This is a genomic window from Haladaptatus sp. DYF46 (assembly GCF_021083305.1).
Lineage (GTDB): Archaea > Halobacteriota > Halobacteria > Halobacteriales > Haladaptataceae > Haladaptatus.
Genome location: NZ_JAJFAY010000006.1, coordinates 126458 through 149862, shown reverse-complemented (window position 1 = coordinate 149862; position 23405 = coordinate 126458). Strand labels below are relative to the sequence as shown.

Genomic DNA, 23405 nt, shown 5'->3' with positions numbered 1-23405 from the left:
TTACTTGCCGCTCGGGTTCGGGGCTTCGCGCCATGTCGCTGGAAGTACTCGGTATTCGAACGGTGTCGTTTCCGGACGAACCCTTAACTGACCGAGCGACCAAGCTAGTGCTGTCCACGATGTCCGACAGGGATTCCGATTACACGCCACTCCCGCCGATGACGGAACAAGCACTCTCCCACTTGCGGACGCGATTCGGATCGGGAGAGTCGTTCACCTACGAACAAGCGGATCAGGTGCTTCGAGCGCACGACATCGAGGCCGTTCTCATCGATGATCTTCTCGAAACGTTGTTGCTCCGTGGCTATCTCTACGAGGTCGGCGATGACTTGCGCATCACGGGGTAGCCCGCGACAACCGTGGCGGCACCACCGTGACAGTACCGCGGCGGGTGGTGACACGCGAACACGGTTCGAGTGAAACCGGTGGAAAGCGTTCGTCGTTCGGTTTTTAGACTTCGGATACGGTTCGCCTACCAAATAACCAGATAGCTACTTGGGACAGTAAAGACACTCTCATCGAGGAGTTAGACTTCGACATAGGTAGTTTTTTGTTTGTGGTCTTGGTGATTTCGAATATGCCAGACGATACCATGGAGACACCCGACGATGCCCTCTCGGATCGGTCCGAGGAAACAGCGGTCGGTCCGCCTGCGGCCGACGGCTCCGACCAGAAAACGATCCGGGAACTCCTCGAAGAGGACTCCGGCGGATCCGTGTTCGTGAACCGGAACCTCGTCGAACCGGATACCATCATCGACGAAGAACGCATCGTCGGACGTGACGACCAGCTTCAAGCCGTCGTCGCGTATCTCAAACCGGCACTTCGCGACGAGCGACCCCCGAACATGCTTCTCTACGGCCCCTCCGGAACCGGGAAATCCCTCATCGTCAACGCCGTCTGCGGACAAATCGTCGAGCTCTGTGAATCACAGGACATCAACTTCGGCGTCATCAGTCTCAACTGCCAGCCGATAACCACCCTCGACCGCGCGGTCTACAAACTCGTCGAAACCGTCGCAAAAGACGTGGGTGTCGCCACCGGCGTCCCGGCGACGGGTGTCTCCACCGAACAGAAGTACGAGCGCCTCTACGACCTCATCAACACCTACTACGACTCGGTCATCTTCATTCTCGACGAAATCGATCTCCTCGTGGGCCGGGAGGACGAACCCGCGTATTCGAAGCTCCTCTATCAACTGTCGCGGGCGGGGAAGACGGACACCATTCACGGGACGGTGTCCGTGGCCGCCCTGACGAACGACCCCAAGTTCATGGAGAACGTGGACGGGCGCTCGGAGAGTTCGTTCAATCCCGAAGATATCCCTTTCTCCGATTACGACGCGAATCAACTGCGTGAAATCCTCGACCATCGTCGTGACGCCTTCCGAGCCGGTGCCCTCAGCGACGACGTCATTCCGTTGGTCGCGGCGTTCGCCGCCCAAAGTCACGGCGACGCCCGCAAGGGAATCGACCTCTTCCGGAAAGCCGGTGACCTCGCCGACCGGCAGAACGACGACGTCGTCACCGAATCGCACGTCCGGGATTCCCAAGACGAAGTCGACAAGGACCGCATGCTCACCCAAATCGAAGGACTCTCGACGCAGAAGAAGATCTCGCTCTACGCGACGGCGGCAGTCGCGGTACACACGGCCCATGCCACAACATCCGTCCCGAGTCCCGTCGGGTATCAAGTCTACAAGTGGATCACCGAGCTGTTGGACGCGGATCAGATGACGCGTGAGACGTACATCAAGTACGTCAAAGAACTCAACACGTACGGAATCGTGGACGCCGAGCGAAAAAGCCGTGGCCGTGGACAGGGGATGCACATGGAGTTTTCGTTCTCGGATGACCCCAATCCGATTCTGGACCTGCTCGCGGAGGACTCCCGACTTTCGGCGATCGGCGGTGAGACGGACCATCTCAAATCCATCGCACAAACGAAGATGCAGAAGTTCGAGAGTTCCTAAACCCCGACATCGAATCCGAAGGCAACCGACTGGCTTTCTCTCCCAACTGTTCTATTTATGGTTGTTGCTCATCGTAAACGACCGACCTCGGGACAGTGGACGATTGATTGACAATCGACGATAACCCCTCCATCGAAGTGTAACGACGGTCGAGGGAACCCCCTTGTCGAAGTGTAACTGACTGGGACGCCTGTGGCAGTGTTCTCGTTCTCATCGTCCGCCAAACCGACAGTGGCTTACCCCGTCATCGAAGTGTATTGCTTAGTTAGAAGGCTTCTCAACCGAGAAATAGATGTTTGTCGAGATTCGGAGTACGAGGCATCGAGGTCTACTCGTCAAGGGTGTCCGGGTCGTCTTCTAGAGTGTTCGAACTGTCTTTTGGGATTTTCGAACCGTCTTCCGAGGTACTCGAATCGTGTCGAGGATACGTGAATATCGTAAACGCATTCGAAACGAAGGTATCATTCGTCCGTGCCGGTTGTCGTTCGAGATGTACTGTGACATCGGGGAGTGACGCTTCCAGAAGAGACTGTGTGACCCCGTCATCGAAGTGTAAGCAGATATCGAAACCGATAGACCACGTCGACTTTTCTGTTATTGTTTACCCCCTTATCGAAGTGTAACGTCTCCCTCGTTTATGGGGTACAATACGTTGTGTGCGTGCTTTTAACAGTCGTTACGGTTTGGAAAGTTCACGTCCGGTCACTCACCCCGTCATCGAAGTGTAACAACCGGTTCGTCGGAAGGATACGGGCAAAAACTGCCGTTCAGGGTCGCAAGCGGCGACGGAATAGAACCCACTCGCTCGTCCACGACAAGTCGAGGACGAACGAACGGACGAACGAGGTGGTTCGTTTCATCGGACGATGTTCACGGTGACACCCCCACCCCGTTATCGAAGTGTAACGTGGGAACGGAGTGGTTGGTGTTGCTGATACGATGTTATCTTCCCTTAGCTATCCGTCTTAGCTGCTTTAAATCTGGTTTGCGGATATTGTTTAACGAGCATTCTAATAAAGCTTTCCTTTATTATATGTCGGTGTCTATTCTGTTGATTTCCGGGAGTAGCGACGTATCCCTTGCCAAATTCGTCGCTAACTCCCTCGTTTCTGGCGCTGAACTCCGTTCCCTGCAACTACCTCTACGAGTTCCCCACCTTCCCCCTTCTCCCGTTTACACTTCGATGACGGGGGGAGGGGGTTCGTTTCCCGATTCACTGGAAAACGGCTGCTAACTTCTCTAAGTCGATCAGATGCCACCGATCATCGAGGCTCTCTCGAAGGCCGTTTTCGAACCCCGACTTCGAGAACAGCACGAATTCCTCGTCTCGTTCTCCCGTCTTCCACCGCACCTCACGCGCTTTCTCGCGCAAATCCTCGACCAGATCCGTGCCAACCGGCGTGGTGGTCCATTTACACTCGGCGAAGAGTGCCGTCGGTGTCCGGTCGTCGAGTCCAACAATATCGATTTCGTGCCCACCGTACCACCATCGACCGATCGCACCGTACGACCCGTTTAGTTCCCCATTCTTGGCGAGTTTCCAGAGAGCCTCCTGACAGATGTCTTCGAACGTCGTCGCGACGAACCGGTCGAGTTCGGGCATGATCCGATCCTCGAGAACGAGGTCAGGTGCCTGCTCGATTCCCGACCGACTCGGCTCCACGAACCGGAACCAGAAGCGAAGGAACTCGTCGCTGATCCGGTATATCGATCGTTTCGATTTCTTTTCGATCGCCGTGACAGGAACCACCCGCTGAATCAGCCTGAGCCGGCGAAGACGCTGGAGATACCCCGAAAGCGGTCCCGAACCGATGTCCGTCTGTCCGGAAATTTCGTTTGGCGTGGTATGTCCATTCGCGATGGCTTCGAGGATGCTCATGTACCGCGATGGGTTTCGCAGTTCCGTCCTGAGCAGGAATTCGGGTTCGTCGTAGAGGATCGATGTCTTCGAGAGGTGGTTTCGGAGGAGGTTCGTTTCGAGCGGTTCGTCGTAATCGAAGAGCGCGAGGTACATCGGCATGCCGCCGGTCACCGCAAACGACCGGACTCGTTCCTCAATCGGATAATCGATAATCTCGCTCGCCGAGGCGAACGTGAACGGTTGGAGGTCGATTTGGGCGGTTCGACGCCCATATAACGGGCTCTCGTGACCCATCACGTCCGATTCCATGACGCTGATGCTCGACCCGCACAGGATGAGCGTCGATGTCGACTCCGCCTGTTGTGTATCCACCAGACGTTGGAATGCGGAGAGAATCGTGTCGCTCGACTCGACGAGATACGGGAACTCGTCGATGGCCACGATTCGTTTGTCCTGCGCGAGAACCTCGCCGAGGTAATCGACTGCGTCGTGCCAACTTTCGATGCGTGGAACTCGTTCGTCTCGGTACGCCGCTAACTCCTCGACCAACTGTTCCTGCTGGACTTTCGCCGAGTCTTGGGACGCGAGGTGATAGAGATGGTTCCGGTTTTCACAGAACGCTTTGATCAGTTCCGTTTTTCCGACTCGACGACGACCGTAGATGATGACGAGACTGAATCGATCCCGTTCGTGCTCCGCGCGAAGTGCGTCGAGTTCGTCGGCGCGGTCGTGAAACATTCTTACGATAATCATTATCGAGATAATGACTTAGCTCTTTCCCGCTCTCGTTCTCATTGATGGCTTTATATAGCTACGCCCCGGGCTCCGGAGATTCGTCCGTAGGTGCGTTGGTTAAACATCCATATATCGGGTAATCACCACTATGACAGAGATGTAAAAACGCTCGCAGTAACTAACGATCCGGTGAATCCGGCACTCGTGTTGGTTAATACCGCTGTAATCCGTGTCCCACTCGATTGCTGCTGGCAGTGGCGGAATGGCGAACGGTTCAAATCTAAATACAAGGGACCTGCCGATTCGCACAAATAGGTCACGGTTCGAATGTCTGAAAACTGTAACGTGGTGAATCTCATCCGATAATGTCTATTGCTTCACCGTTCCGAGAACGTCCTAGAGATAGCAACCGTAGCCAGCCACTTTAGCGACTCACATATTGTTTCTGAGCCACCTATTATCTGTCATCACCTATTCATCCTTCATTACCTATCTGTTCTTCACCACCTATTTGTCCTTCATTACCTATTATTCCTGAGCTACTTATTGTCCCTGAGCTACCTACCGTCTTGATCGATGTTTTGGAACCTCGTACGTCGTCCGGTCGTATCTCGATTTCTGTCCGGTACCGGTAGCAATAGGTAGTCTGTCTACCTTAGCTGTCTTTTCTGTCTTCACTATCCCACCCAGATCACCTATCGATACTATCTTACCTGAACTACCTATCGCCACTACTTCTTCTATCCCACCTGCTCGGCTGATCGCTGAACTGAATCCGGCGCGATAACGTACTCAACCGCGGTGCGTACAATAGGTAGTTTAGCTACCTTACCTATTTCCCCTGGTGCACCTATTCTACCTCAACCATCTACTTGCGGCAAGTTTATGTTTTTGTGGCGAGACGGCTATCTCAACCGTCGAAACAAACGAAAACCGGACAATAGGTGGCTTGTATACCTCCGCTACCTATCACAAACGGGGATTCCGGCGGTCGGGTTACACAATGGTAGCAAACGTAGACACTCCACGCGCCGTGAGCGTGGTCATCTTGAAAGGTGGCGTCGGCAAATCAACGATTTCGATGAACCTCGCCCGGCAACTCACCGAACGTGGTCGGGTGCTGTTCGCCGATCTCGACCCGAACGGCCACGCGACGAACGGCCTCGGGTTCGGTGACGTCTACCGAGGGGAGACGAATCTGGGTGACGTCATCCTCGATCAAGGCAACGCGACCGCTGCCGACCTCATTCAGGAGACCGAGTTCGATTTCGACCTCCTTCCGTCCTCGGACACGCTCGAAGATGTCGAAAAGGACCTCGCAGGCGCACTTCAGGGCTCCGCACGGGTCAAAACGAAAATCGTCGATCCGCTTCTCGGTGAGCGATACGATTACATCGTGTTCGACTGCCCCGCCTATCCCGGGATGCTCAACAACAACGCGCTGGTCGCGTCCGGAAACGTCATGATTCCTCTCGAACCCGGTTCGAGTTCCATCGGCGGATACAAACGCACCATGGAGCGACTCATCACGCCCTCACAGGAGTACATCGATATCGACGTGCTCGCACTCGTCCCGAACAAACTCCGCGAGCGAATCGACCAACGAACGGAAGACCGTGAATTGCTCGAAAACTTGAACACGGCCGAAGCGACGGAGAGCAAAGTTCCGAACTTCGCTCGGATTACGGCCGATCAGTTCGACGCCATCGACGACGGCGAACTGCGACCGCCAAAGCCCGGTATCCGATACAGCGCATCGCTTTCGAAATCGCTGAAGGAACACCAGCCGCTGCTGGACTACGACCCCGAGAACGACCAACTGGAGAACTTCGAGGAACTGGCGTCCATCGTCGCGAACGGGGGTGTCGAACGATGACCGATGCGAACCCGTTCGACGATTTGGGTGCCGTCGAAGACGACGATACGACGAAGGAACCGTCGGAACCCTCTCCGGAAAAGTCCACGGAATCGTCGGCCGATTCGATGCAACCCGCGGAGAGCCCCCCCGTCGAGACGTCACGGTCGTCGGAGTCGTCCGAAACCGAGTCTGCGGGGGTTTCCGGTCCGTCGTTCGAATATTCGGAGGTTCGCCAGCGTCCGCTGTACGCCCGAGGCGAGACGTGGGACGAGTTCGAGGACGCGATCGGCATTTCGGTCGTCCCGGAGCTTCGGCGACGGGGTATCCGCGATGAAGAGAAACGTGAAATTCACGACGCCGTCCTCACGCTCGCAGCGGAAGCCCCCGAACGGCTCGTGGAGATAATCGCCGAACGCCGACACGATTCCTAGTTCTACACGTCCGATTCTTCGGTCCGCTCTCTCATCGAAAGACGGGAGTGGCAACTATGAATGAATCTTATATCGCTATATGAATCTTGCATTCACTCGCCACTTTCGTCCGAACGCTGCCCATCCTTCCTCGAAACCGTTCCACCTCCACGAGTCCTAGGGTACCGTTACAGGAATAGTGCTGTAATACTCCTGCAAGAAATCTGAACCACTTATATTGGAGGAGCCACAACGAGTCCATATGCAACTATCGGACCAAGCGGTGAATCAGGTGAATCTGAGCGTCCATAACATCGGCGGTATCGACGAAACGGAAGTCAGCTTTTCCCCCGGCGTGACTGCCCTCACCGGTCGCAACGCGACGAACCGAACGTCCCTGCTCCAAGCGATAATGGCGACGCTTGGCAGCGACCAGTCGTCGCTGAAAGGGGATGCCGAGGAGGGACGTGCCGAACTGACGCTCGGCGACGAGACGTACACGAGGACGCTCCAGCGGCAGAACGGAACCGTCTCGATGGGGGGCGAGCCGTATCTCGAAGACCCGGAACTAGCCGACCTGTTCGCGTTCCTTCTGGAATCGAACGAGGCCCGCCGCGCCGTTGCACGTGGGGACGACCTCCGGGACCTCATCATGCGACCCGTCGACACCGACGCGATTCAAGCCGAAATCGAACAACTGAAACGCGAACGGCAGCAACTCGACGACGAACTGTCCGAACTCGACTCGCTCAAACAGCAGCTCCCCGGTCTCGAGGAGAAACGAACCCAACTCCAGAACGATATCGAGGAGAAACGGACCGAACTCGCGGAGAAGGAGGCCGAACTGGAAGAAGCGGACGCGGATATCGGCGAGACGAAATCCGAGAAGGCCGAACTCGACGAAAAATTGGACGAACTGAGTCAAACTCGCTCGCGCCTCGAGGACGTTCGCTACAACATCACTACCGAGGAAGAGAGCATCGAAGCGGTCGAAGACGAAATGGATTCCCTCGAAGACGACGCCGCTGAGGGTGTCGAAGTCTCGGAGGAGAAACTATCGTCGATAACGGAGCAGATCCGAACACGACGGGAGGAGAAACAACGGCTGGACTCGACCATGACGGAGCTCCAGACGGTCATTCAGTTCAACGAGGAGATGCTCGAGGGGACGAGTCCCGAGCTACTCGCTGCACTGCAGTCGGGCGACGATCACGAGTCGCATTCCGACGGCTCCGTCACCGACCAACTCGTGGAAGACACGAAGACGGTCGTCTGCTGGACGTGCGGAACGGAAGTCGAAGAACGAACCATCGAGGGAACCATCGAACGACTTCGCGACCTCCGCAAGGAAAAGCTCTCGGAGCGCAACGCGCTCGACAGCGAGATTTCGGACCTCCGCGACGAAAAGAGCGAGTTGGAGGCGACACAGCGTCAGCGCGAACAGGCGGAACAGCGACGTCGCCAACTCGAATCCGAAATCGAGGACCGAAAGGCCCGTCTCGATGACCTCCGGGAGACGCGGACGGCCCTCACGGACGACGTCGAAACCCTCGAAGAGGCGGTCGAGGAACTCGAACAGGAGGAGTACAGCGACGTCCTGGACCTTCACAGGGAAGCGAACCAGATCGAGTTCGAACTCGGTCGACTCGAATCCGACCTCGAAGAGGTCGAAGACGAAATCGAGGACACCGAGTCACGTGTCGGCGACCGGGAGCAACTCGAAGCGCGACGGGAGGAGATCAGTGACGAACTGGCGGACCTCCGCACTCGCATCGAACAGATCGAAACGCAAGCGGTCGAGCAGTTCAACGAACACATGGCGACCGTTCTCGACCTGCTCGACTACGAGAATCTCGAACGGATCTGGATCGACCGAACCAAACGGGAGGTTCGGGAAGGACGCCGGAAATCGACGAAGAGCGTGTTCGACCTCCACGTGATTCGAAGCACGGAGTCGGGGACGACCTACGAGGACACCATCGACCACCTCAGTGAAAGCGAACGGGAGGTGACCGGCCTCGTCTTCGCCCTCGCGGGCTACCTCGTCCACGAGGTGTACGATATCGTTCCGTTCATTCTCCTCGACTCGCTCGAAGCCATCGATTCGGACCGCATCGCGGCCCTTATCGACTACTTCAGCGAATCCGCGGGCTACCTCGTCGCCGCACTGCTCCCCGAGGACGCCGCCGCCGTCGATGAGAAGCACGAGCGCGTGACCGAAATCTAAGCCGTACGGTCGCTCGTTGGTTTTTTCGCGGTGACTCCGATCCGACGACAGACGCCCGACAGTCGAACGGATCCGTTTCTAGCGATTCGCTGTGGCCGTCTCCATCCGTAACTGTAACGGGATTCCAACGGATGAGCTTCGAGACGCGAAGACACCGATTCTAAATGTCAGAACAGAATTGAAAAGTCGCGATTCGAAAGCGGGTCGGTGACCCATTCGAGTGGGTGTAGAACGGTTTTCACCGCTCGTATTCGAGACCTGCGTTTCCGGACTGCCGGAAAGAGTACGTCTTAGTAGTGGAGGCGGTTCGATAGGTGAGGTGACGAGGGATTCAGTCGACGGGCGATTCCCACCGCGACCCACCGAATGAATTCGGCCTTATTGTTGTAATGGACGTCGCCGCTCGACGATTTTTCGGGAATTTATTCACGGGAGGGCGTTCGGACGCATTTCGAAATTCCTTATTTTCTTTTACAGAACCGATTTGGCTGTAATCGAAACCCAATTTGACGACGCTCCGGATGAGGAAAATATACCGTGAGTGCCGTCGGACCTCCGAATGAACCGAAATCAGTGTCGTGTAACGAATGTGGCCTCTCCTGCCCGTGTGGACCGTTTAACCGCACATCCATAATCATCGGGTGTCTGGTTTCCGGATACTTCTTCGGACAAGCGGTTATTTCTGAGTGAATCATCCATCGAATCGAGGTGCACACTGGTTCAATATCGGCGATCCATACGTGGTTCGGTGGCCAATTATCGATTTCTCCGGTCGAAATTCGCGTTCTACTATTAAGAACGGTTTTGGAAATGAGACGTGCCATCGTTTCCGATACGTGGCATTCCGACCCCACGAACGACGGATGTTCCTTCATCGGCGTCTCACGCCGAACAAAGACTGTTTCGTTCCCTCCCCAATGCGGACGTGGACGCCGACTATCGGGGATTAACGATCGGCGCGGTCAGCCGAGACGATACTGATCGAGAGCGTCCCGGATGAGTTCGACGCCGTGACCGGGACGCTGGGGGAGTTGAATCATGCCGTCTTCGGGTTCGATGGGGTGTTCCAACACGTCATCGAACGCCTTTACATCGGAGTCGCGATAGAAGTACTCTATCCAGAGTCCGTTCTCGATGGCGGCGAGCAGTTGAATGTGTAGGTCCCAGTTGTAATGCGGGGCGACCGGGACGTCGTAGCACGCGGCCATGTTGGCGACGCGCATCCATTCGGTCACTCCACCGACGACCGAAACGTCCGGTTGGACGACTTCGACGGCATCCTCGCGGAGGAGGTCGGTGAAACCATACCGGCTGAACTCGAGTTCCCCGCCAGCGACGGCGTAGTCGAGCGCGTCGTTGACCTCGCGGTAAAGGTCGAGGCTGTCGGGCATCACCGGTTCCTCGATGAAGTACGGGTCGTACTCGGCGAACTTTCGGCAGGCACGGACGGCCTCCTGCTTGTTCTTCCACTTCCCGTTCGCGTCCATGAGAAGCGTCCGATTCGGGCCGATGGCTTCGCGTGCGACGCGGACTCGCTCGACTTCCTCCTCCACGGATTTTCGCCCAACTTTCATCTTGACGACGTCGTGGCCCCGGTCGACGTACGTCTCCATCTCCTCGCGGAGTCCGTCGAGACCCTTTCCCTCGCGGTAGTACCCCCCGCTGGCGTACGCCGGAACCTCGTCCGCGTGTCCACCGAGCAGTTTGTACAGGGGCATCCCGGCCGCTTTCGCCTTGATGTCCCAGAGCGCGGTGTCGATACAGGAGATGGCCCTGACCATCACACCCTTTCGCCCGATTTGGACCGTGCCGTCGAACATCTCGCGCCAGAGGCGCGACGTATCGCGGGGGTCTTCCCCTTCGACCATCGGTGCGAGGACGCTCTCGACTGCCTGTGCGACGACGTCGGCACCGCCGTATCCGAGCGTGTAACCGACGCCTTCGGTCCCGTCCTCGGTTCGGACGTACACGATGGCGTGGTCCCGTTCTTCGACGACGCGGGTCGCGAACGCGACGGGTTCTTTCAACGGGATCGATACGGCAAAGCTCTCGACTTCTGCGATTCTCATGCGGGCATGTTATATTTTCACACGCTCCGTGTAAAACCTTTCCGACGATGAAATGATAGCCGAAAGATGTCTCCCACTCCCTTATCGACACTATCCACGCGTTCGGTTTCGATACCGGGCGTTCAGTCGAATGTGAGGCGTTCGTTTCCCCGTGGATTTTGCAAAAATGTCAGAAGAGTTGGGGAATACATTTATACCGCGGTACAAACGCTACTTAGTATGTCGAAACAGACGATCGGATTCGTTGGACTTGGAATCATGGGACTACCGATGGCGAAGAACCTGCTCGACGCCGGGTATCCGGTTATCGGTCACAACCGCTCGAACGAGCCTACCGAAGAACTCGTCCGGTATGGCGGGACGGACGGTGGTTCGCCAGCGGGCGTCGCCGAAGAGAGCGATGTCGTCCTCTTGTGCCTGCCCGACTCGCCCGACGTCGAACAAGTCGTGTTGGGCAACGAGGACGAGGATTCCCCGATAATCGACGGTCTGAGCGAGGGTATGACGGTCATCGACCACTCCACCATTGCCCCCACGGTCGCCGAATCTATCGCCACGGATCTCGCGGAAATGGGCGTGACGATGCTCGATGCGCCCATCTCGGGCGGCGAGACGGGCGCGATCGATGGCAGCCTCTCGATCATGGTCGGTGGCGACGAGGACGCACTGGACGAGCATATGGCTCTCCTCGATGTCGTCGGCGAGACTATCAATCACTGCGGGCCGAGTGGCGCCGGCCAGACGACGAAAGCGGCGAACCAGATCGTCGTCGCGGCTCAGATGGTGGGCGTGAGCGAGGCATTGGTGTTTGCGGATCAGGCGGGTGCCGACCGCGAGGCCGTCGTGGACGCCATCAGCGGCGGTGCCGCAGGCTGTTGGACCCTCGACAACCGCGCTCCGAACATGATTCAGGGAAAATTCGAACCGGGGTTCTTCGCCAAATACCAGTACAAGGACCTCAAAATCGCCACCGACGCCGGGGAGACGTTCGGCGCGCCCATGCCACAGACCGGGATGGCCCACGAACTCTACAAGACGATGGTCCAGAACGATATGGGTCGCGACGACAATTCGGGCGTAATGCAAGTCCTCGAAATGATGGCCGGGAAAGGGGGACACACCGACGAGTGACTTTCGGCTGACTTACCTCGGACGGTCGGGCGCTTCGGCGGTCGCTCAATCGGTCGTCAGCTGACGACGTCCGCCTCGACGGTTCCGACGCGTTCGACTTCCGCTCTCACACTGTCACCGGAAACGATGTGCTTTGCACCCGGCGTTCCGGTCGAGATGACGTCCCCGGGTTCGAGCGTCATGACGTTCGAGTGGAACGACACGAGTTCGCGCGGCGACGTCATCATGTTTCGAATCTCGTTCTCGGCGGCGACCGCACCATTGACGACGGTTCTGACTGACAGCCCTTCGAGCGGGCCGACCTCGTCGGGGGTTATCAACGAAGGGCCGAACACGAGGAAGGAGTCGAAACTCTTCGCGCGGGTCAAAAAGCGAGGGTTGCGCTCCAAGATGTCCTCCGCCGTCATATCGATGACCGGAACGTAGCCGGCGATGACGTCGTCGACGTCACCCTCGTCGACGTCGGAACACGTCCGGCCGATGACGAGGGCGAGTTCGGCCTCGGCGGTCACGCGGTCCGTGATGTCGCGCGACGGGAGTCGAATCGGTCCGCCGGGCCCGGTGGCCGTCGTGGACGGTTTCATGAAACTCGCGGGTTCCGTCGGACTGTCCTCGTTCAGGTCGGACGCGTGGTCGGCGTAATTGAGTCCGATTCCCCAGAGCTTTCCCGGTCGTTCGAGCGGCGCGGCGAACGCGAGGCCTTCCGCCGATACGCGACTCGCCGCCGCCTCGTCGGGCGATGGGAGTGCGCCCGAGGCCGCCAGCGGAAGCGCGTCCCGGATGGTCGTCAGTGACGGGTCGGCGGACGAGAGCGGAACGAACCCGTCCCCGTCGCCGAGCAGTGGCCTGCCGTCGATGGTTCGTGCAAGTCGTGTCATGTGATTAGAGGTTGGACGCGCCCTGTCCGCCGTCGACGGGGATGGCGACCCCGTTGAGGAAACTCGACTGCTCGGACGACAGATACGCGACGAGGTCGCCGAGTTCCATCGGGTCGCCGATGCGCCCGAGCGGGTTGATGTCGCCCTTCGTCTCGAGACCCTCCTCGTAGCTCTCGTACTCTCCCCTGTCCACGGCCGCTTGGATGAGTTCCTGCTGCCGGGCAGTCTCGTGCGGCGCGGGGAGAACCGCGTTCGACCGTACCTCCGGCGCGAGTTCCTTCGAGAGCGTCTTTTCGAGGCCGATGACGCCCATGCGGACGGCGTTCGAGAGGACGAGCGACGGTATCGCCTCCTTGACGCTCCGGGAGGTGATGGTGACGATGGTGCCGCCCCCGTCCTCACGGAGATACGGGGCCGCTTCGCGGACGAGACGGACGACGCTCATCACGAGCAGGTCGAACGCGTCGTACCAGTCGTCGTCGTCCATCTCCATGAAGGCGCCGCTCGGCGGGCCGCCGGCGTTGGTCACGAGGTGGTCGATTCCGCCGAACTCCTCGACCGTCCGTTCGACGAGGCGGTCGATATCGTCGGAGTTCGTGAGGTCGCCTTGGACGGCGAGAACGCTCCCGGTGGCGACGGATTCGACGTCCGCTTTCGCCTCGGCGAGACGGTCCTCGCTTCGTCCGTTGATGACGACGTTCGCACCTTCCTTCGCGAGCGCCTTCGCTGACGCCTTTCCGAGTCCGCTGCTCGAAGCGGTGACGAGGGCCACGTTTCCGTTCATTTCATAATTCATGGTAGACGATGAGAATGCACGACCACACACACATAATTGTTTGCCAAAGGGCCGTATTCGACCGGTTAATTGCACGGTATCCCGTCGGAACGGGGACAGAACTAAGCGGATACTGCGTAGATGTATGGACATGACGGAACTGGAGATACCCGACTCCGAGACGCTGGAGGACGTCAACGATATCGACATCGAGGCGTTTCCGCGGTTCGCCTTCGCGGAACGCCACAGGGAACCGCCGCAGGTCGACGACGTGACGGCGGCCACGCGCGAGGCAGTCGGAGATATCCCCGCCTTCGACGAACTGTCCGCGGGTTCGGAGGTGGCTATCACGGCGGGGAGTCGCGGTATTCACGACATGCCGGAGCTCGTCGAAGCGGCCGTCGCCGAACTACAGGACCGAGGCTTCGACCCGTTCGTGTTTCCCGCGATGGGAAGCCACGGCGGGGCGACCCCCGAGGGCCAACGCGGTGTCCTCGAAGAGTACGGAATCACGGAGAAACGCCTCGGCTGTGAGATACGCGATTCCATGGCCGTCGAGTCAGTGGCCGAGGATGCCGTCGGCCGTCCCGTCCCCGTCTCGACCGTCGCGCTCGACGCCGACGCCGTATTGGTCGCTAACCGCGTGAAGTTGCACACGGACTTCCGGAACGAGGTCGAATCGGGGTTGACGAAGATGACCGTGGTCGGCCTCGGAAAACAACGGGGTGCGGAGGAGATGCACAACGCCGCCATCGACCGCGGCCTCGACACCGTCATTCAGGAACGCGCCGACCTCATATTCGAGCACGTTCCCGTCGTCGGCGGCATCGCTCTCGTGGAAAACGCTTGGGACCGCGCCGCACACATCGAAGGCGTCGCCGTCGAGGACATCCCCGACCGCGAACCCGAACTCCTCGAACGCTCCAGACGACTCTTTCCGGGACTTCCCGTCGACCGACTCGACGTCCTCATCGTGGATGAAATCGGCAAGGACGTTTCCGGTACCGGCATGGACACCAACGTCATCGGTCGATACAACTTCCTGGACGAGGAAGAACCCGAGAAACCGGACGTTCGACGGATTTACCTCCGCGGTATCACGCCCGCCTCCCACGGGAACGGTATCGGAATGGGGCTGGCAGACTTCGTCCACGAGGATGTCATCGCGTCGGTGAACCTCGCCGACACCTACCTGAACACGGTGACGAGCGGCGAGCCATCACGCGCCTTCATGCCGATAATCTCCCCGTCGGACCGCACGGCGATGTTGCTCGCCTATTCGATGACCGGCGTTCGGGACCCCGCCGCCCTCCGCGTCGGGTACATCAGAAACACCCTCGAACCCGACGAACTGTACGTCTCGGAACCCGTCGCGCGTGAACTCGCGGAGCGCGACGCCGTCGACGTCGGGGGCTATCGAAACCTCGCGTTCGACGACGATGGCGATTTCGCGTTCGGATTCGACGACTAACCGACGGGAAAAAGTAAAGCGTACGCACTGCAATCGTTCGGCAATGGATGGAAAACCGCTCCTAGCAGTGACGATGGGCGACCCTGCGGGTATCGGCGCGGAAGTGATCGCCGGGGCGTACGATACGGGACGCGAGACCGCCGACCTGCTGGCGGTCGGTGACGCCGCAGTCGTCGAAAAAGCCGTCGAAATCACGGACATCGACGTGGACGTGCGGGCCGTATCCGACGTGGCCGACGCCCGCTTCGAAGCCGGGACGCTGGACGTCCTCGACCTGAACCGCATCGAGGACCACGAGTGGGGTGACCTTCGAGAGGAGTACGGGACCGCGAGTTTGGCGTACGTCGAACGAGCGATAGACCTCGCCGTCGACGGAGACGTGGACGGCATCGTCACCGCCCCGATACACAAGCAGGCGACGCGGATGGCGGGGAGCGAACACGCAGGCCACACCGGACTGCTCGCGAGCCGAACCGGCGTCGAGGACTACTCGATGATGCTCGTCGAGGGGGACCTCCGCGTCACGCACGTCAGCACTCACGTCCCGCTCCGGGAGGCCTGCGACCTCGTGACCACGGAGAACGTCCTCGACACCGTTCGGGTCACGCGGGAGGGACTCCTCGACCTCGGTCTTTCGGAACCGCGTATCGCCGTCGCGGGGTTGAACCCGCACGCGAGCGACGGTGGACTTCTCGGGGACGAGGAGCGGTCCGAAATCGAACCCGCGGTCGGCGAAGCACGCGAGGAGGGAATCGACGTCGAAGGTCCCGAGTCACCCGACACGGTCTACGTTCAGGCCGCCCGCGGCGCGTACGACTGCGTCGTCTCGATGTACCACGACGAGGGCCACATCCCGATCAAGATGCTCGGGTTCAGCGAGGGCGGCGAGGTCAGCGGTGTCAACATGACCGTCGGGCTTCCCATCATTCGGACGAGCGTCGACCACGGTACCGCCTTCGACATCGCGGGCGAGGGTATCGCCTCTCCCAGAAGCATGGAGGACGCCATCGAAGTGGCCACGACGGCGGTTCGAAACCGGCGAGCACGCGGCGCTCACGGAGTGTGAATCACTGACAGAGTTCCCCGACCGCCTCCGCAGCCTCATCGAGGGCGGTGCGTTCGGCCTGCGAGAGCTCCCATTCGACGATCTCCTCGACGCCGTCATCCGAGAGTCGGACGGGCACCGAAAGCGACAGGTCGCGGTACCCGTACTCGCCGTCGAGGGGAACCGAACAACAGACCGGTTCGTCCGGACCGCCGTCGAGCACGGACGCGACGAGCGAGGCGACGCCGCGGGCGGTGACCCATCGCGACGTCTCCTCGGAACCACGGAGCGCCATGATGTCGTACGGAACGTCCTTGACGGCCTCCGAGATTCGCTCGCGTTCGTCCGGCGAGAGCGTAATCGGTTCACCCTCCACGGTCGTTCGGGAAAAGAGCGGGACGAGGTGTTCGCCGTGTTGTCCCATCGTGTAACAGGTGACGTCCGACGGACGGACGTCGGCGTGACGGGCTACTTGGTCGGCGAGGCGCGCGGTCTCGGAGAGCGCGTAGCCGATACAGTAGCGTCGGTCCCATCCGAGTGCTCGCCACATCCGATGGTTGATTGCGTCGAGCGGATTCGTCACGGTGACGACGGGTCGCGGTTCGATTGGTTCCATCCACGAGGCGATGTCGTCGACTAACTCCCCGTTACGCTCCAAAAAGGAGAGTCGGCCGCCGCGTTTGGCACTGTCATCGGGACGCGGAATACTCGCGGCCACGACGATGCAGTCGGCGTCGGCGACGGCCTCGGCACCGGGAGCTGCGGCCGTGACGGATCCGCTTCCGGTCGGTCCCATCGCGCCGGCCGGATGTGAACCGTGGCCGAGGCTCGTCCGGATGTCGATTGCATGCCCCTCGGCCGCGTCGTCCTGCACGTCCACGAGCGTCACGTCGGCGTCGGGTGCGAGGAGCGTGAGCGTGTATGCGGTCGTAGCGCCGATGGTTCCGGCACCGCCGATGACGGCTACGTTCATGTGTGTCGATATCGCGGGGCACTACAAAAAATATCGGGTGGCTTCCCGGCTTCGATGCCGTCCTGTCACCGGGCCGTTCCGACACGGAACGCGCCCACTGGGAGAACTGCTGCGTTGCGAACCTTCTTGTTCCCGGTCTTCCTGATGTGGTCTATGGCACCATCCATCACGCGAATCGAGAGTACCGAGTTCAGCTACCCAGTCGAAGACGTCGGCTACAGCGAGGGTGGGTTCAGTCTCGTATACGAACCCGGGGGAGCCATCGAACGCAAACTGTTCGGACTGAAAATTCACACCGACGAGGGAATCACGGGGGAATACGTCGGCGGCAACTCCCCCGCGTTCGCCCAGATTCACATGTTCGCGGACTATCTGATCGGGAAGAACCCACTACACCGGGAGCGACACTGGAGCAAGGTCAAGCGAGCGCTCCGCAAGTACGACCGGATGGGAATGGGTCCCATCGATATCGCGCTCTGGGACTTCGCCGGGAAGTACTACGACGCGCCGATTCACGAACTCCTCGGCACGTACCGCGAACGGCTTCCGACGTACGCATCGACGTATCAAGGCGACAGGAACGGCGGACTCGACTCCCCGGAGGCGTACGCGGACTTCGCGGAGCAGTGTCTGGAGATGGGGTATTCCGGCTATAAGATACACGACTGGGGCGGCGATTGGCTGGATGTAGAGAAGACGGTCGAAACCGTTCATGCAGTCGGCGAACGGGTCGGCGACGGGATGGACCTCATGATAGACCCCGCTTGCGAACTGGAAACGTGGGGCGACGCGCTGAAGGTGGGTAAGGCGTGTGACGAACGGGATTTCTTCTGGTACGAGGACCCGTTCAGCGACGCGGGTATCAGCCAACACGCCCACCGAAAACTCGCCGAAAAGCTCGACACGCCCATCCTCCAGACCGAACACATCAGGGGACTGGAATCGCACACCGACTTCGTCGCGAACGGCGCGACTGACTTCGTGCGCTCCGACCCGGAGTACGACGCCGGTATCACGGGCGCGATAAAGGTCGCCCGCGCCGCCGAGAGCTTCGGCCTCGACGTCGAATACCACGCACCGGGTCCCGCGCAGCGTCACTGTATGGCCGCCACTCGGAACGCCAACTACTACGAGATGGCGCTCGTCGGGCCGAAGTGTGATAACACGCAGCCACCGGTCTACCTCGGCGACTACGCCGACCAACTCGACAGTATCGATTCGGCGGGAACGGTGCCCGTGCCGGACGGGCCGGGCCTCGGCGTGGAGTACGACTGGGAGTACATTCAGGAGAATCGCCTCGGCGGCCGCGTCTACGAGTAGGATAGGAGGGCAGTGGCCATCGTCAGCGGTACCGACCGCACCGTCAGTCCTCGGCGGGACGGCCGTCGTCCGGAACGGGTGGCGCGCCGACGACCATCCAAACGTGGTCACCGTCGCCGCCCTCACCGTCGTTTTTGATCTGTCGGCGGGTTTCAGGCGGGATGCGGAGAGCACTGCCCGCCTCGACCGTGTGGGTCTCGTCGCCGATTCGAATGCGGCCCGGTCCTTCGAGGACGAGGTAGAACTCCTCCTGTTCGGCCTGTCTGTGGAAACTCATCGCGTCGCCCTCGGAGAGATACCACACCTTCGGGCGCATCTCGGTACAGCCGAGCGTTTCCGCGAGGTTCACGTGCATGGTTCCCGAACCGGCCGACGGTTCGGGTTCGAGGTCGTCGATTCGGGACAGACTGTAGTCGTCAACCATACGCTCACATGAGATGGAAAGGGGATAAACGTCGGGGTGCTGGACTCGAAAACGCGGCCGAATCAGGGCGCACGAAGTGCGCGCTGGACGCTCGATGCGATTTCGTCCTTCGCCGCCGAGTCCAGTTCGACGAGCGGCGGTCGAACGGCGGCGGTTTCCAGCCACCCGCGCGATTCGAGCGCGGCCTTCGTCGCCGGCGCGAACCCGTGGTCCACGCACTGTTGGAAGAGGGGTGCGATCCGTTCCGCGCCGATTTCGCGTGCCCGTTCGACGTCCCCCGTGGCCACCGCGTCACGGGCCGCGACGAACGTCTCCGGAATCGCGTTGGACAGCGCATTGATGCCGCCCGAAGAACCCATGAGCATCCCCGGAACGACGTAACTGTCGAAGCCTTGGAGGAGGCGGAAGTCGTCGGGCGTGCGGTCCGCGACTTCGAGGAAATAGTTGAAATCCCCGCTCGAATCCTTCAATCCGTGAACCTTCGGATGACGGGCGAGGGATTCGACGGTAGCGGGGGCGATCTCCTGTCCGGTGCAGGACGGAATGTTGTACAGGAATATCGGAAGCGACGCGTCGTCCGCGATTTCCGAGAGGAACCGTTCGTTCCCCGCCGGGTCGTTCGCCCCGTGGAAGTACGGAAGGACGATCAGGGCCGCGTCCGCACCGGCGTCGGCCGCCGTTTCGATTCGCGCGAGAGTGCCTGAAACGGTGGTGTCGGCGGTCCCGGCGAGAACCGGCGAACCGTCGGCAGCGTCGACCGTCGTCTCCAACACGGTTTCGTACTCCTCGTCGGACAGGCTCGCGAACTCGCCGGTCGTCCCGGCCGGAACGAGGCCGTCCATCCCGGCGTCATCGACCCGCCTCACCAATTCCGCGAGCGCGGTTTCGTCCACGTCTCCGTCGGCGTACGGCGTGACGAGGGGGCACGATACGCCCTCGAATCCGTCGGTATCGAAGTTCGACATGGATACAGAATTCGTATGCGGGAAGTTAACTCTTCCTCGATGGTCGGAGCGGACCGATTTCCGGAACGGTCCGGTTCTCTATCTCGGAGTCAGAGACGGTCGCGAAGGTCGGCCACAACGTCGAGCGTCCCCGCATCGCCGCCGAGGTCGGGCGTTCTCGGGGCCGAATCGTCCGCGAGTTGTTCCGCGACGGCGCGCCAGAGCGCGTCGGCCGCGGCGGACTCGCCGAGGTCGTCGAGGAGCATCGACCCGGAGAGGACCGTCGCCAGCGGGTTGGCGACTCCCTGACCGACGATGTCCGGTGCGCTTCCGTGGACGGGTTCGAACATCGAAGGAACGTCATCGGAGGGGTTGATGTTCGCGGACGGGGCGAGTCCCATGCTACCGGAGATTATCGCGCCGATGTCGGTGAGGATGTCGCCGAAGAGGTTCGAGGCGACGACGACGTCGAACTCATCCGGCCGACGGATGAAGTCCATCGACGCCGCGTCCACGAGGAGACGCTCGGTTTCCACGTCCGGGTATTCCTCGCTCACTTCGTCGAACACGTCGTCCCAGAGGACCATCCCGTAGGCCTGCGCGTTGGATTTGGTGACGTTCGTGAGTTTCCCATCCCGCTCCTCCGCCTCCTCGAAGGCGGCGCGAACGATGCGCTCCACGCCCGTCCGCGTGAACACGGCGGATTGGATGGCCACCTCGTTGTCGAACCCGCGGTGCTCACGACCGCCGACGTCCGCGTACTCCCCCTCCGTGTTCTCGCGATAGACAACCAAATCGATGTCACCCGAATCGTAGCCACGAAGCGGCGATTCGACGCCGTCGAAGAGAACCGAGGGACGTTTGCAGATGTACTGGTCGAACGTCTTCCGAATGGGTAACATCAGTCCACGGAGCGTGACGTGGTCGGGAACGTCGGGGTGACCGACCGCACCGAGGAGGATCGCGTCGTGGTCCGCGATTTCGTCGGTACCGTCGTCCGGCATCATCTCTCCGTGTTCGAGGTAGTGTTCGGTACCCCAGTCGAAGTCGGTAAACGTGAGTTCGAAATCGTACTCTCGGGCGGCGTCCTCCAGCAGTGGACGGACCGCGTCGATCACTTCGGGACCGATACCGTCGCCCGGAATCACCGCTACGTCGTGCGTCATGGCGATAATGGGGTACGACGGGAACAAATAACTAGCGGTGACGGAAATAAAATCAGTTTCCGACCGCGCGTTCCTGTTCCCCCTTCGCTGGGTTCGGCATCTCGCCCGATTCGTGGCTGACGGTTCCGTGGACGAGCGCCTCGCCCGAGTTCTCGTCGAACAGGTGGATCGCTTCTTCGTCGAAGGTGATCGCGATCACGTCACCCTCCTCCGGTTCGATGTAGGAGGGACAGCGGACGCGGAACTCCCGTCCGTCCATGTCGAGATAGAGGAAGTTGTCGGACCCGATGACCTCGACGACGTCCACGGTCGTCCGTACGGCTCGTGCGTCGTCGACGTCGTCACCCACACGGACGTTCTCCGGACGGACGCCGAACGTGAACCGCGTATCGTCCGAAACGCTTCGGAGCGTCTCGACGAACTCGTCATCGACATCGACGTTGAAGCTCTCACCGTTGGTGAGGGTGTTGCCCGCCAGTTCCACCTCGACGAAGTTCATCGAGGGGCTCCCGATGAAATCCGCGACGAAGCGGTTCGCTGGCTGATAGTATACTTCCTTGGGTTTGCCGACCTGCTGGAGTCGACCGTCGTTGAGGATGACGATGCGGTCCGACATCGTCATCGCCTCCTCCTGGTCGTGCGTGACGTAGATGGTCGTGATGTCGAGTTCCGAGTGGATACGCGAGAGTTCCGTTCGCATGTGCTTTCGGAGCTTCGCGTCGAGGTTCGATAACGGCTCGTCGAAGAGGAACACCTCGGGTTCCCTGACGATCGCACGACCCGTCGCCACGCGTTGTTGCTGTCCTCCCGAGAGCGACGCCGGCTTCTTGTCGAGGAGGTCGTCGATACCCATCATCTCCGCGGCCTCTTCGACGCGGCTGTTGACCTCCGCGTCGGTCAGGTCGGTGCTCAGATTGAGACCGTAGCCCATGTTCCCGCGAACCGTCTTGTGCGGGTAGAGCGCGTAGGACTGGAACACCATCGCGATGTCCCGGTCCTTCGGCGAGACGTCGTTGACGCGCCGTCCGTCGATGCGGAGTTCGCCGTCGGTGATGGTTTCCAGCCCCGCGGTCATCCGTAGGGTCGTCGATTTCCCGCAGCCCGACGGGCCGACGAAGACGACGAACTCGCCGTCTCGAATCTTCAGGTCCAGTTCCTCTACCGCGACGATGGTGTTCGAACTGCCGTCGAACACTTTCGTGACGTTGTCGAATTCTACGTTTGCCATGTTATAGGTCCTCCGTGTCAGTACCGCTACGAGTTTGTCTGTAGGCCCGTACCACTTCGACCGCGTGAGACGTGCGTTCCTGCATCGATATCACCCGGCGAGGCCCTCCCCGACGAAGCGCTGTGAGAGCGCATAGAAGACGACCGGCGGCAACACGAGGAGCACCGCCGCGGCCATCAGCAGGTTCCACTGTCGGAACGCGTCGCTGCCGAGGATGTAGTGGATGGCGACCGTTGCCGTCCGGACGTTCTTGTCGCTGGTCAGGACGAACACCCACAGGAAGTTGTTCCACGCGGTGAGGAACGAGAAGAGGGCGGCCGCACCGACGGCGGGCAGCGACAGTGGCAGGACGATGCGCAGAAACGCACCGATCTCCGAGTGGCCGTCGATGAGCGCCGCCTCCTCGATGTTCGGCGGGATGCCCTGCCGGAAGAAGCCCTGCAGGAGCCAGATGGTCTGGGGTAGGACGAAGATGGACAACGCGACGATGATACCCGTGAGCGAGTTGATCAACCCCAGCGTGTAGAAGATGTTGTACACGGGAATCGTGATGACGATCCACGGGAACATTATCGTGAACACCGCGGTGTAGAACAACAATTTACGCCCGGGGAAATCGAGTCGAGCGAACGCATATGCGCCGGGAATCGAGAAGAACAGCGAGATGACCGTCGCGGCCAACGCGACGATGATGCTGTTCCTGAAGTACGTCGTCATCGCGAACGAGTTCCATATCTCGAAGTACGGGTCGAGCGTGAAGTGCGAGAACGGGGTGTACCCCGTCGATGGGTCGATGGCGGCGAAGTTGGTCAAAACGGACGTCCGAATGACCCAGTAGTAGGGCAGGAGCGCCCAGACCGCCATGACGAACAGGCCAGCGTACAGCAGGTATCGTGAGCGTTTGGTTTCGTTCAACAT

19 protein-coding genes are annotated in these 23405 nt (G+C 60.0%); 9 read left to right on the top strand and 10 right to left on the bottom strand.

Annotated features, from left to right (window positions below):
- The first annotated feature begins 32 nt into the window (after positions 1–32).
- Positions 33–347 (top strand): hypothetical protein, encoded by a 315-nt coding sequence (locus tag LJF34_RS22540; protein ID WP_231188025.1) that lies wholly within the window; start codon positions 33–35, stop codon positions 345–347.
- Between the two features lie 245 nt (positions 348–592).
- Entirely contained in the window at positions 593–1972 is a 1380-nt protein-coding gene (locus LJF34_RS22535) for an orc1/cdc6 family replication initiation protein (protein ID WP_231188223.1), read from the top strand.
- Positions 1973–3185: 1213 nt separating this feature from the next.
- On the opposite strand, the gene LJF34_RS22530 is transcribed toward LJF34_RS22535, so the two are convergent.
- Complete coding sequence (locus LJF34_RS22530) at positions 3186–4571, bottom strand: ATP-binding protein (RefSeq protein WP_231188024.1); 1386 nt, start codon at positions 4569–4571, stop codon at positions 3186–3188.
- Positions 4572–5571: 1000 nt separating this feature from the next.
- Here LJF34_RS22530 and LJF34_RS22525 point away from each other — a divergent pair.
- The 3 genes from LJF34_RS22525 (at position 5572) to LJF34_RS22515 (ending at position 9063) form a co-directional block, all read left to right on the top strand.
- The gene (locus tag LJF34_RS22525; RefSeq protein ID WP_231188022.1) at positions 5572–6444 is read left to right on the top strand and encodes a ParA family protein; all 873 of its coding nucleotides are present in this window, start codon (positions 5572–5574) and stop codon (positions 6442–6444) included.
- Entirely contained in the window at positions 6441–6857 is a 417-nt protein-coding gene (locus tag LJF34_RS22520; RefSeq protein WP_231188020.1) for a hypothetical protein, read from the top strand. Before LJF34_RS22525 ends, LJF34_RS22520 begins: the two co-directional genes overlap by 4 nt.
- 241 nt (positions 6858–7098) lie before the next feature.
- Complete coding sequence (locus tag LJF34_RS22515) at positions 7099–9063, top strand: archaea-specific SMC-related protein (protein WP_231188018.1); 1965 nt, start codon at positions 7099–7101, stop codon at positions 9061–9063.
- 962 nt (positions 9064–10025) lie between these two features.
- Here LJF34_RS22515 and LJF34_RS22510 read toward each other — a convergent pair.
- Positions 10026–11132: a mandelate racemase/muconate lactonizing enzyme family protein gene (locus LJF34_RS22510; protein WP_231188016.1), complete on the bottom strand. Its 1107-nt coding sequence runs from the start codon at positions 11130–11132 to the stop codon at positions 10026–10028.
- A gap of 189 nt (positions 11133–11321) precedes the next feature.
- Between LJF34_RS22510 and LJF34_RS22505 the strand changes: the two genes are divergently transcribed.
- A complete protein-coding gene (locus tag LJF34_RS22505) occupies positions 11322–12263 on the top strand; it encodes an NAD(P)-dependent oxidoreductase (RefSeq protein WP_342765902.1) in 942 nt (313 codons plus the stop codon).
- Between the two features lie 56 nt (positions 12264–12319).
- Here LJF34_RS22505 and LJF34_RS22500 read toward each other — a convergent pair whose 3' ends face one another.
- Both LJF34_RS22500 and LJF34_RS22495 read right to left on the bottom strand, forming a co-directional pair.
- Positions 12320–13141: a fumarylacetoacetate hydrolase family protein gene (locus LJF34_RS22500; protein WP_231188012.1), complete on the bottom strand. Its 822-nt coding sequence runs from the start codon at positions 13139–13141 to the stop codon at positions 12320–12322.
- Between the two features lie 4 nt (positions 13142–13145).
- The gene (locus tag LJF34_RS22495; protein ID WP_231188010.1) at positions 13146–13937 is read right to left on the bottom strand and encodes an SDR family oxidoreductase; all 792 of its coding nucleotides are present in this window, start codon (positions 13935–13937) and stop codon (positions 13146–13148) included.
- Positions 13938–14067: 130 nt separating this feature from the next.
- On the opposite strand from LJF34_RS22495, the gene LJF34_RS22490 reads away from it, so the two are divergent.
- Both LJF34_RS22490 and pdxA read left to right on the top strand, forming a co-directional pair.
- Positions 14068–15387, top strand: a complete 1320-nt coding sequence (locus LJF34_RS22490) for a DUF362 domain-containing protein (protein ID WP_231188008.1) — start codon at positions 14068–14070, stop codon at positions 15385–15387.
- Between the two features lie 43 nt (positions 15388–15430).
- Positions 15431–16453, top strand: a complete 1023-nt coding sequence (pdxA, locus tag LJF34_RS22485) for a 4-hydroxythreonine-4-phosphate dehydrogenase PdxA (protein ID WP_231188006.1) — start codon at positions 15431–15433, stop codon at positions 16451–16453.
- A gap of 1 nt (position 16454) precedes the next feature.
- On the opposite strand, the gene LJF34_RS22480 is transcribed toward pdxA, so the two are convergent.
- Positions 16455–17405: a lactate dehydrogenase gene (locus LJF34_RS22480; protein ID WP_231188005.1), complete on the bottom strand. Its 951-nt coding sequence runs from the start codon at positions 17403–17405 to the stop codon at positions 16455–16457.
- A gap of 153 nt (positions 17406–17558) precedes the next feature.
- Between LJF34_RS22480 and LJF34_RS22475 the strand changes: the two genes are divergently transcribed.
- Positions 17559–18725: an enolase C-terminal domain-like protein gene (locus tag LJF34_RS22475; RefSeq protein WP_231188004.1), complete on the top strand. Its 1167-nt coding sequence runs from the start codon at positions 17559–17561 to the stop codon at positions 18723–18725.
- A 43-nt stretch (positions 18726–18768) separates the two neighbouring features.
- Here the strand turns inward: LJF34_RS22475 and LJF34_RS22470 are convergent, their stop codons facing one another.
- From LJF34_RS22470 to LJF34_RS22450, 5 genes are all read right to left on the bottom strand, one after another.
- Positions 18769–19149: a cupin domain-containing protein gene (locus LJF34_RS22470; protein WP_231188003.1), complete on the bottom strand. Its 381-nt coding sequence runs from the start codon at positions 19147–19149 to the stop codon at positions 18769–18771.
- A 62-nt stretch (positions 19150–19211) separates the two neighbouring features.
- Positions 19212–20114, bottom strand: a complete 903-nt coding sequence (locus tag LJF34_RS22465; protein WP_231188002.1) for a dihydrodipicolinate synthase family protein — start codon at positions 20112–20114, stop codon at positions 19212–19214.
- Between the two features lie 89 nt (positions 20115–20203).
- Positions 20204–21259 (bottom strand): 3-isopropylmalate dehydrogenase, encoded by a 1056-nt coding sequence (locus tag LJF34_RS22460; RefSeq protein WP_231188001.1) that lies wholly within the window; start codon positions 21257–21259, stop codon positions 20204–20206.
- Between the two features lie 52 nt (positions 21260–21311).
- On the bottom strand, positions 21312–22487 hold the full coding sequence (gene ugpC, locus LJF34_RS22455; protein WP_231187998.1) for a sn-glycerol-3-phosphate ABC transporter ATP-binding protein UgpC: 1176 nt from the start codon (positions 22485–22487) through the stop codon (positions 21312–21314).
- A 90-nt stretch (positions 22488–22577) separates the two neighbouring features.
- On the bottom strand, positions 22578–23405 hold the full coding sequence (locus LJF34_RS22450; protein WP_231187997.1) for a carbohydrate ABC transporter permease: 828 nt from the start codon (positions 23403–23405) through the stop codon (positions 22578–22580).

Excerpts from the sequence above, each read along its gene's own strand:
- LJF34_RS22475 (WP_231188004.1), top strand. The coding sequence starts at position 17,559 with ATGGCACCATCCATCACGCGAATCGAGAGTACCGAGTTCAGCTACCCA.
- LJF34_RS22540 (WP_231188025.1), top strand. The coding sequence starts at position 33 with ATGTCGCTGGAAGTACTCGGTATTCGAACGGTGTCGTTTCCGGACGAA.
- LJF34_RS22465 (WP_231188002.1), bottom strand. The coding sequence starts at position 20,114 with ATGTCGAACTTCGATACCGACGGATTCGAGGGCGTATCGTGCCCCCTC.
- LJF34_RS22535 (WP_231188223.1), top strand. The coding sequence starts at position 593 with ATGGAGACACCCGACGATGCCCTCTCGGATCGGTCCGAGGAAACAGCG.
- ugpC (WP_231187998.1), bottom strand. The coding sequence starts at position 22,487 with ATGGCAAACGTAGAATTCGACAACGTCACGAAAGTGTTCGACGGCAGT.
- LJF34_RS22470 (WP_231188003.1), bottom strand. The coding sequence starts at position 19,149 with ATGGTTGACGACTACAGTCTGTCCCGAATCGACGACCTCGAACCCGAA.
- LJF34_RS22520 (WP_231188020.1), top strand. The coding sequence starts at position 6,441 with ATGACCGATGCGAACCCGTTCGACGATTTGGGTGCCGTCGAAGACGAC.
- LJF34_RS22490 (WP_231188008.1), top strand. The coding sequence starts at position 14,068 with ATGACGGAACTGGAGATACCCGACTCCGAGACGCTGGAGGACGTCAAC.
- LJF34_RS22480 (WP_231188005.1), bottom strand. The coding sequence starts at position 17,405 with ATGAACGTAGCCGTCATCGGCGGTGCCGGAACCATCGGCGCTACGACC.
- LJF34_RS22450 (WP_231187997.1), bottom strand. The coding sequence starts at position 23,405 with ATGTTGAACGAAACCAAACGCTCACGATACCTGCTGTACGCTGGCCTG.
- LJF34_RS22515 (WP_231188018.1), top strand. The coding sequence starts at position 7,099 with ATGCAACTATCGGACCAAGCGGTGAATCAGGTGAATCTGAGCGTCCAT.
- LJF34_RS22510 (WP_231188016.1), bottom strand. The coding sequence starts at position 11,132 with ATGAGAATCGCAGAAGTCGAGAGCTTTGCCGTATCGATCCCGTTGAAA.
- pdxA (WP_231188006.1), top strand. The coding sequence starts at position 15,431 with ATGGATGGAAAACCGCTCCTAGCAGTGACGATGGGCGACCCTGCGGGT.
- LJF34_RS22525 (WP_231188022.1), top strand. The coding sequence starts at position 5,572 with ATGGTAGCAAACGTAGACACTCCACGCGCCGTGAGCGTGGTCATCTTG.
- LJF34_RS22500 (WP_231188012.1), bottom strand. The coding sequence starts at position 13,141 with ATGACACGACTTGCACGAACCATCGACGGCAGGCCACTGCTCGGCGAC.
- LJF34_RS22530 (WP_231188024.1), bottom strand. The coding sequence starts at position 4,571 with ATGTTTCACGACCGCGCCGACGAACTCGACGCACTTCGCGCGGAGCAC.
- LJF34_RS22460 (WP_231188001.1), bottom strand. The coding sequence starts at position 21,259 with ATGACGCACGACGTAGCGGTGATTCCGGGCGACGGTATCGGTCCCGAA.
- LJF34_RS22495 (WP_231188010.1), bottom strand. The coding sequence starts at position 13,937 with ATGAATTATGAAATGAACGGAAACGTGGCCCTCGTCACCGCTTCGAGC.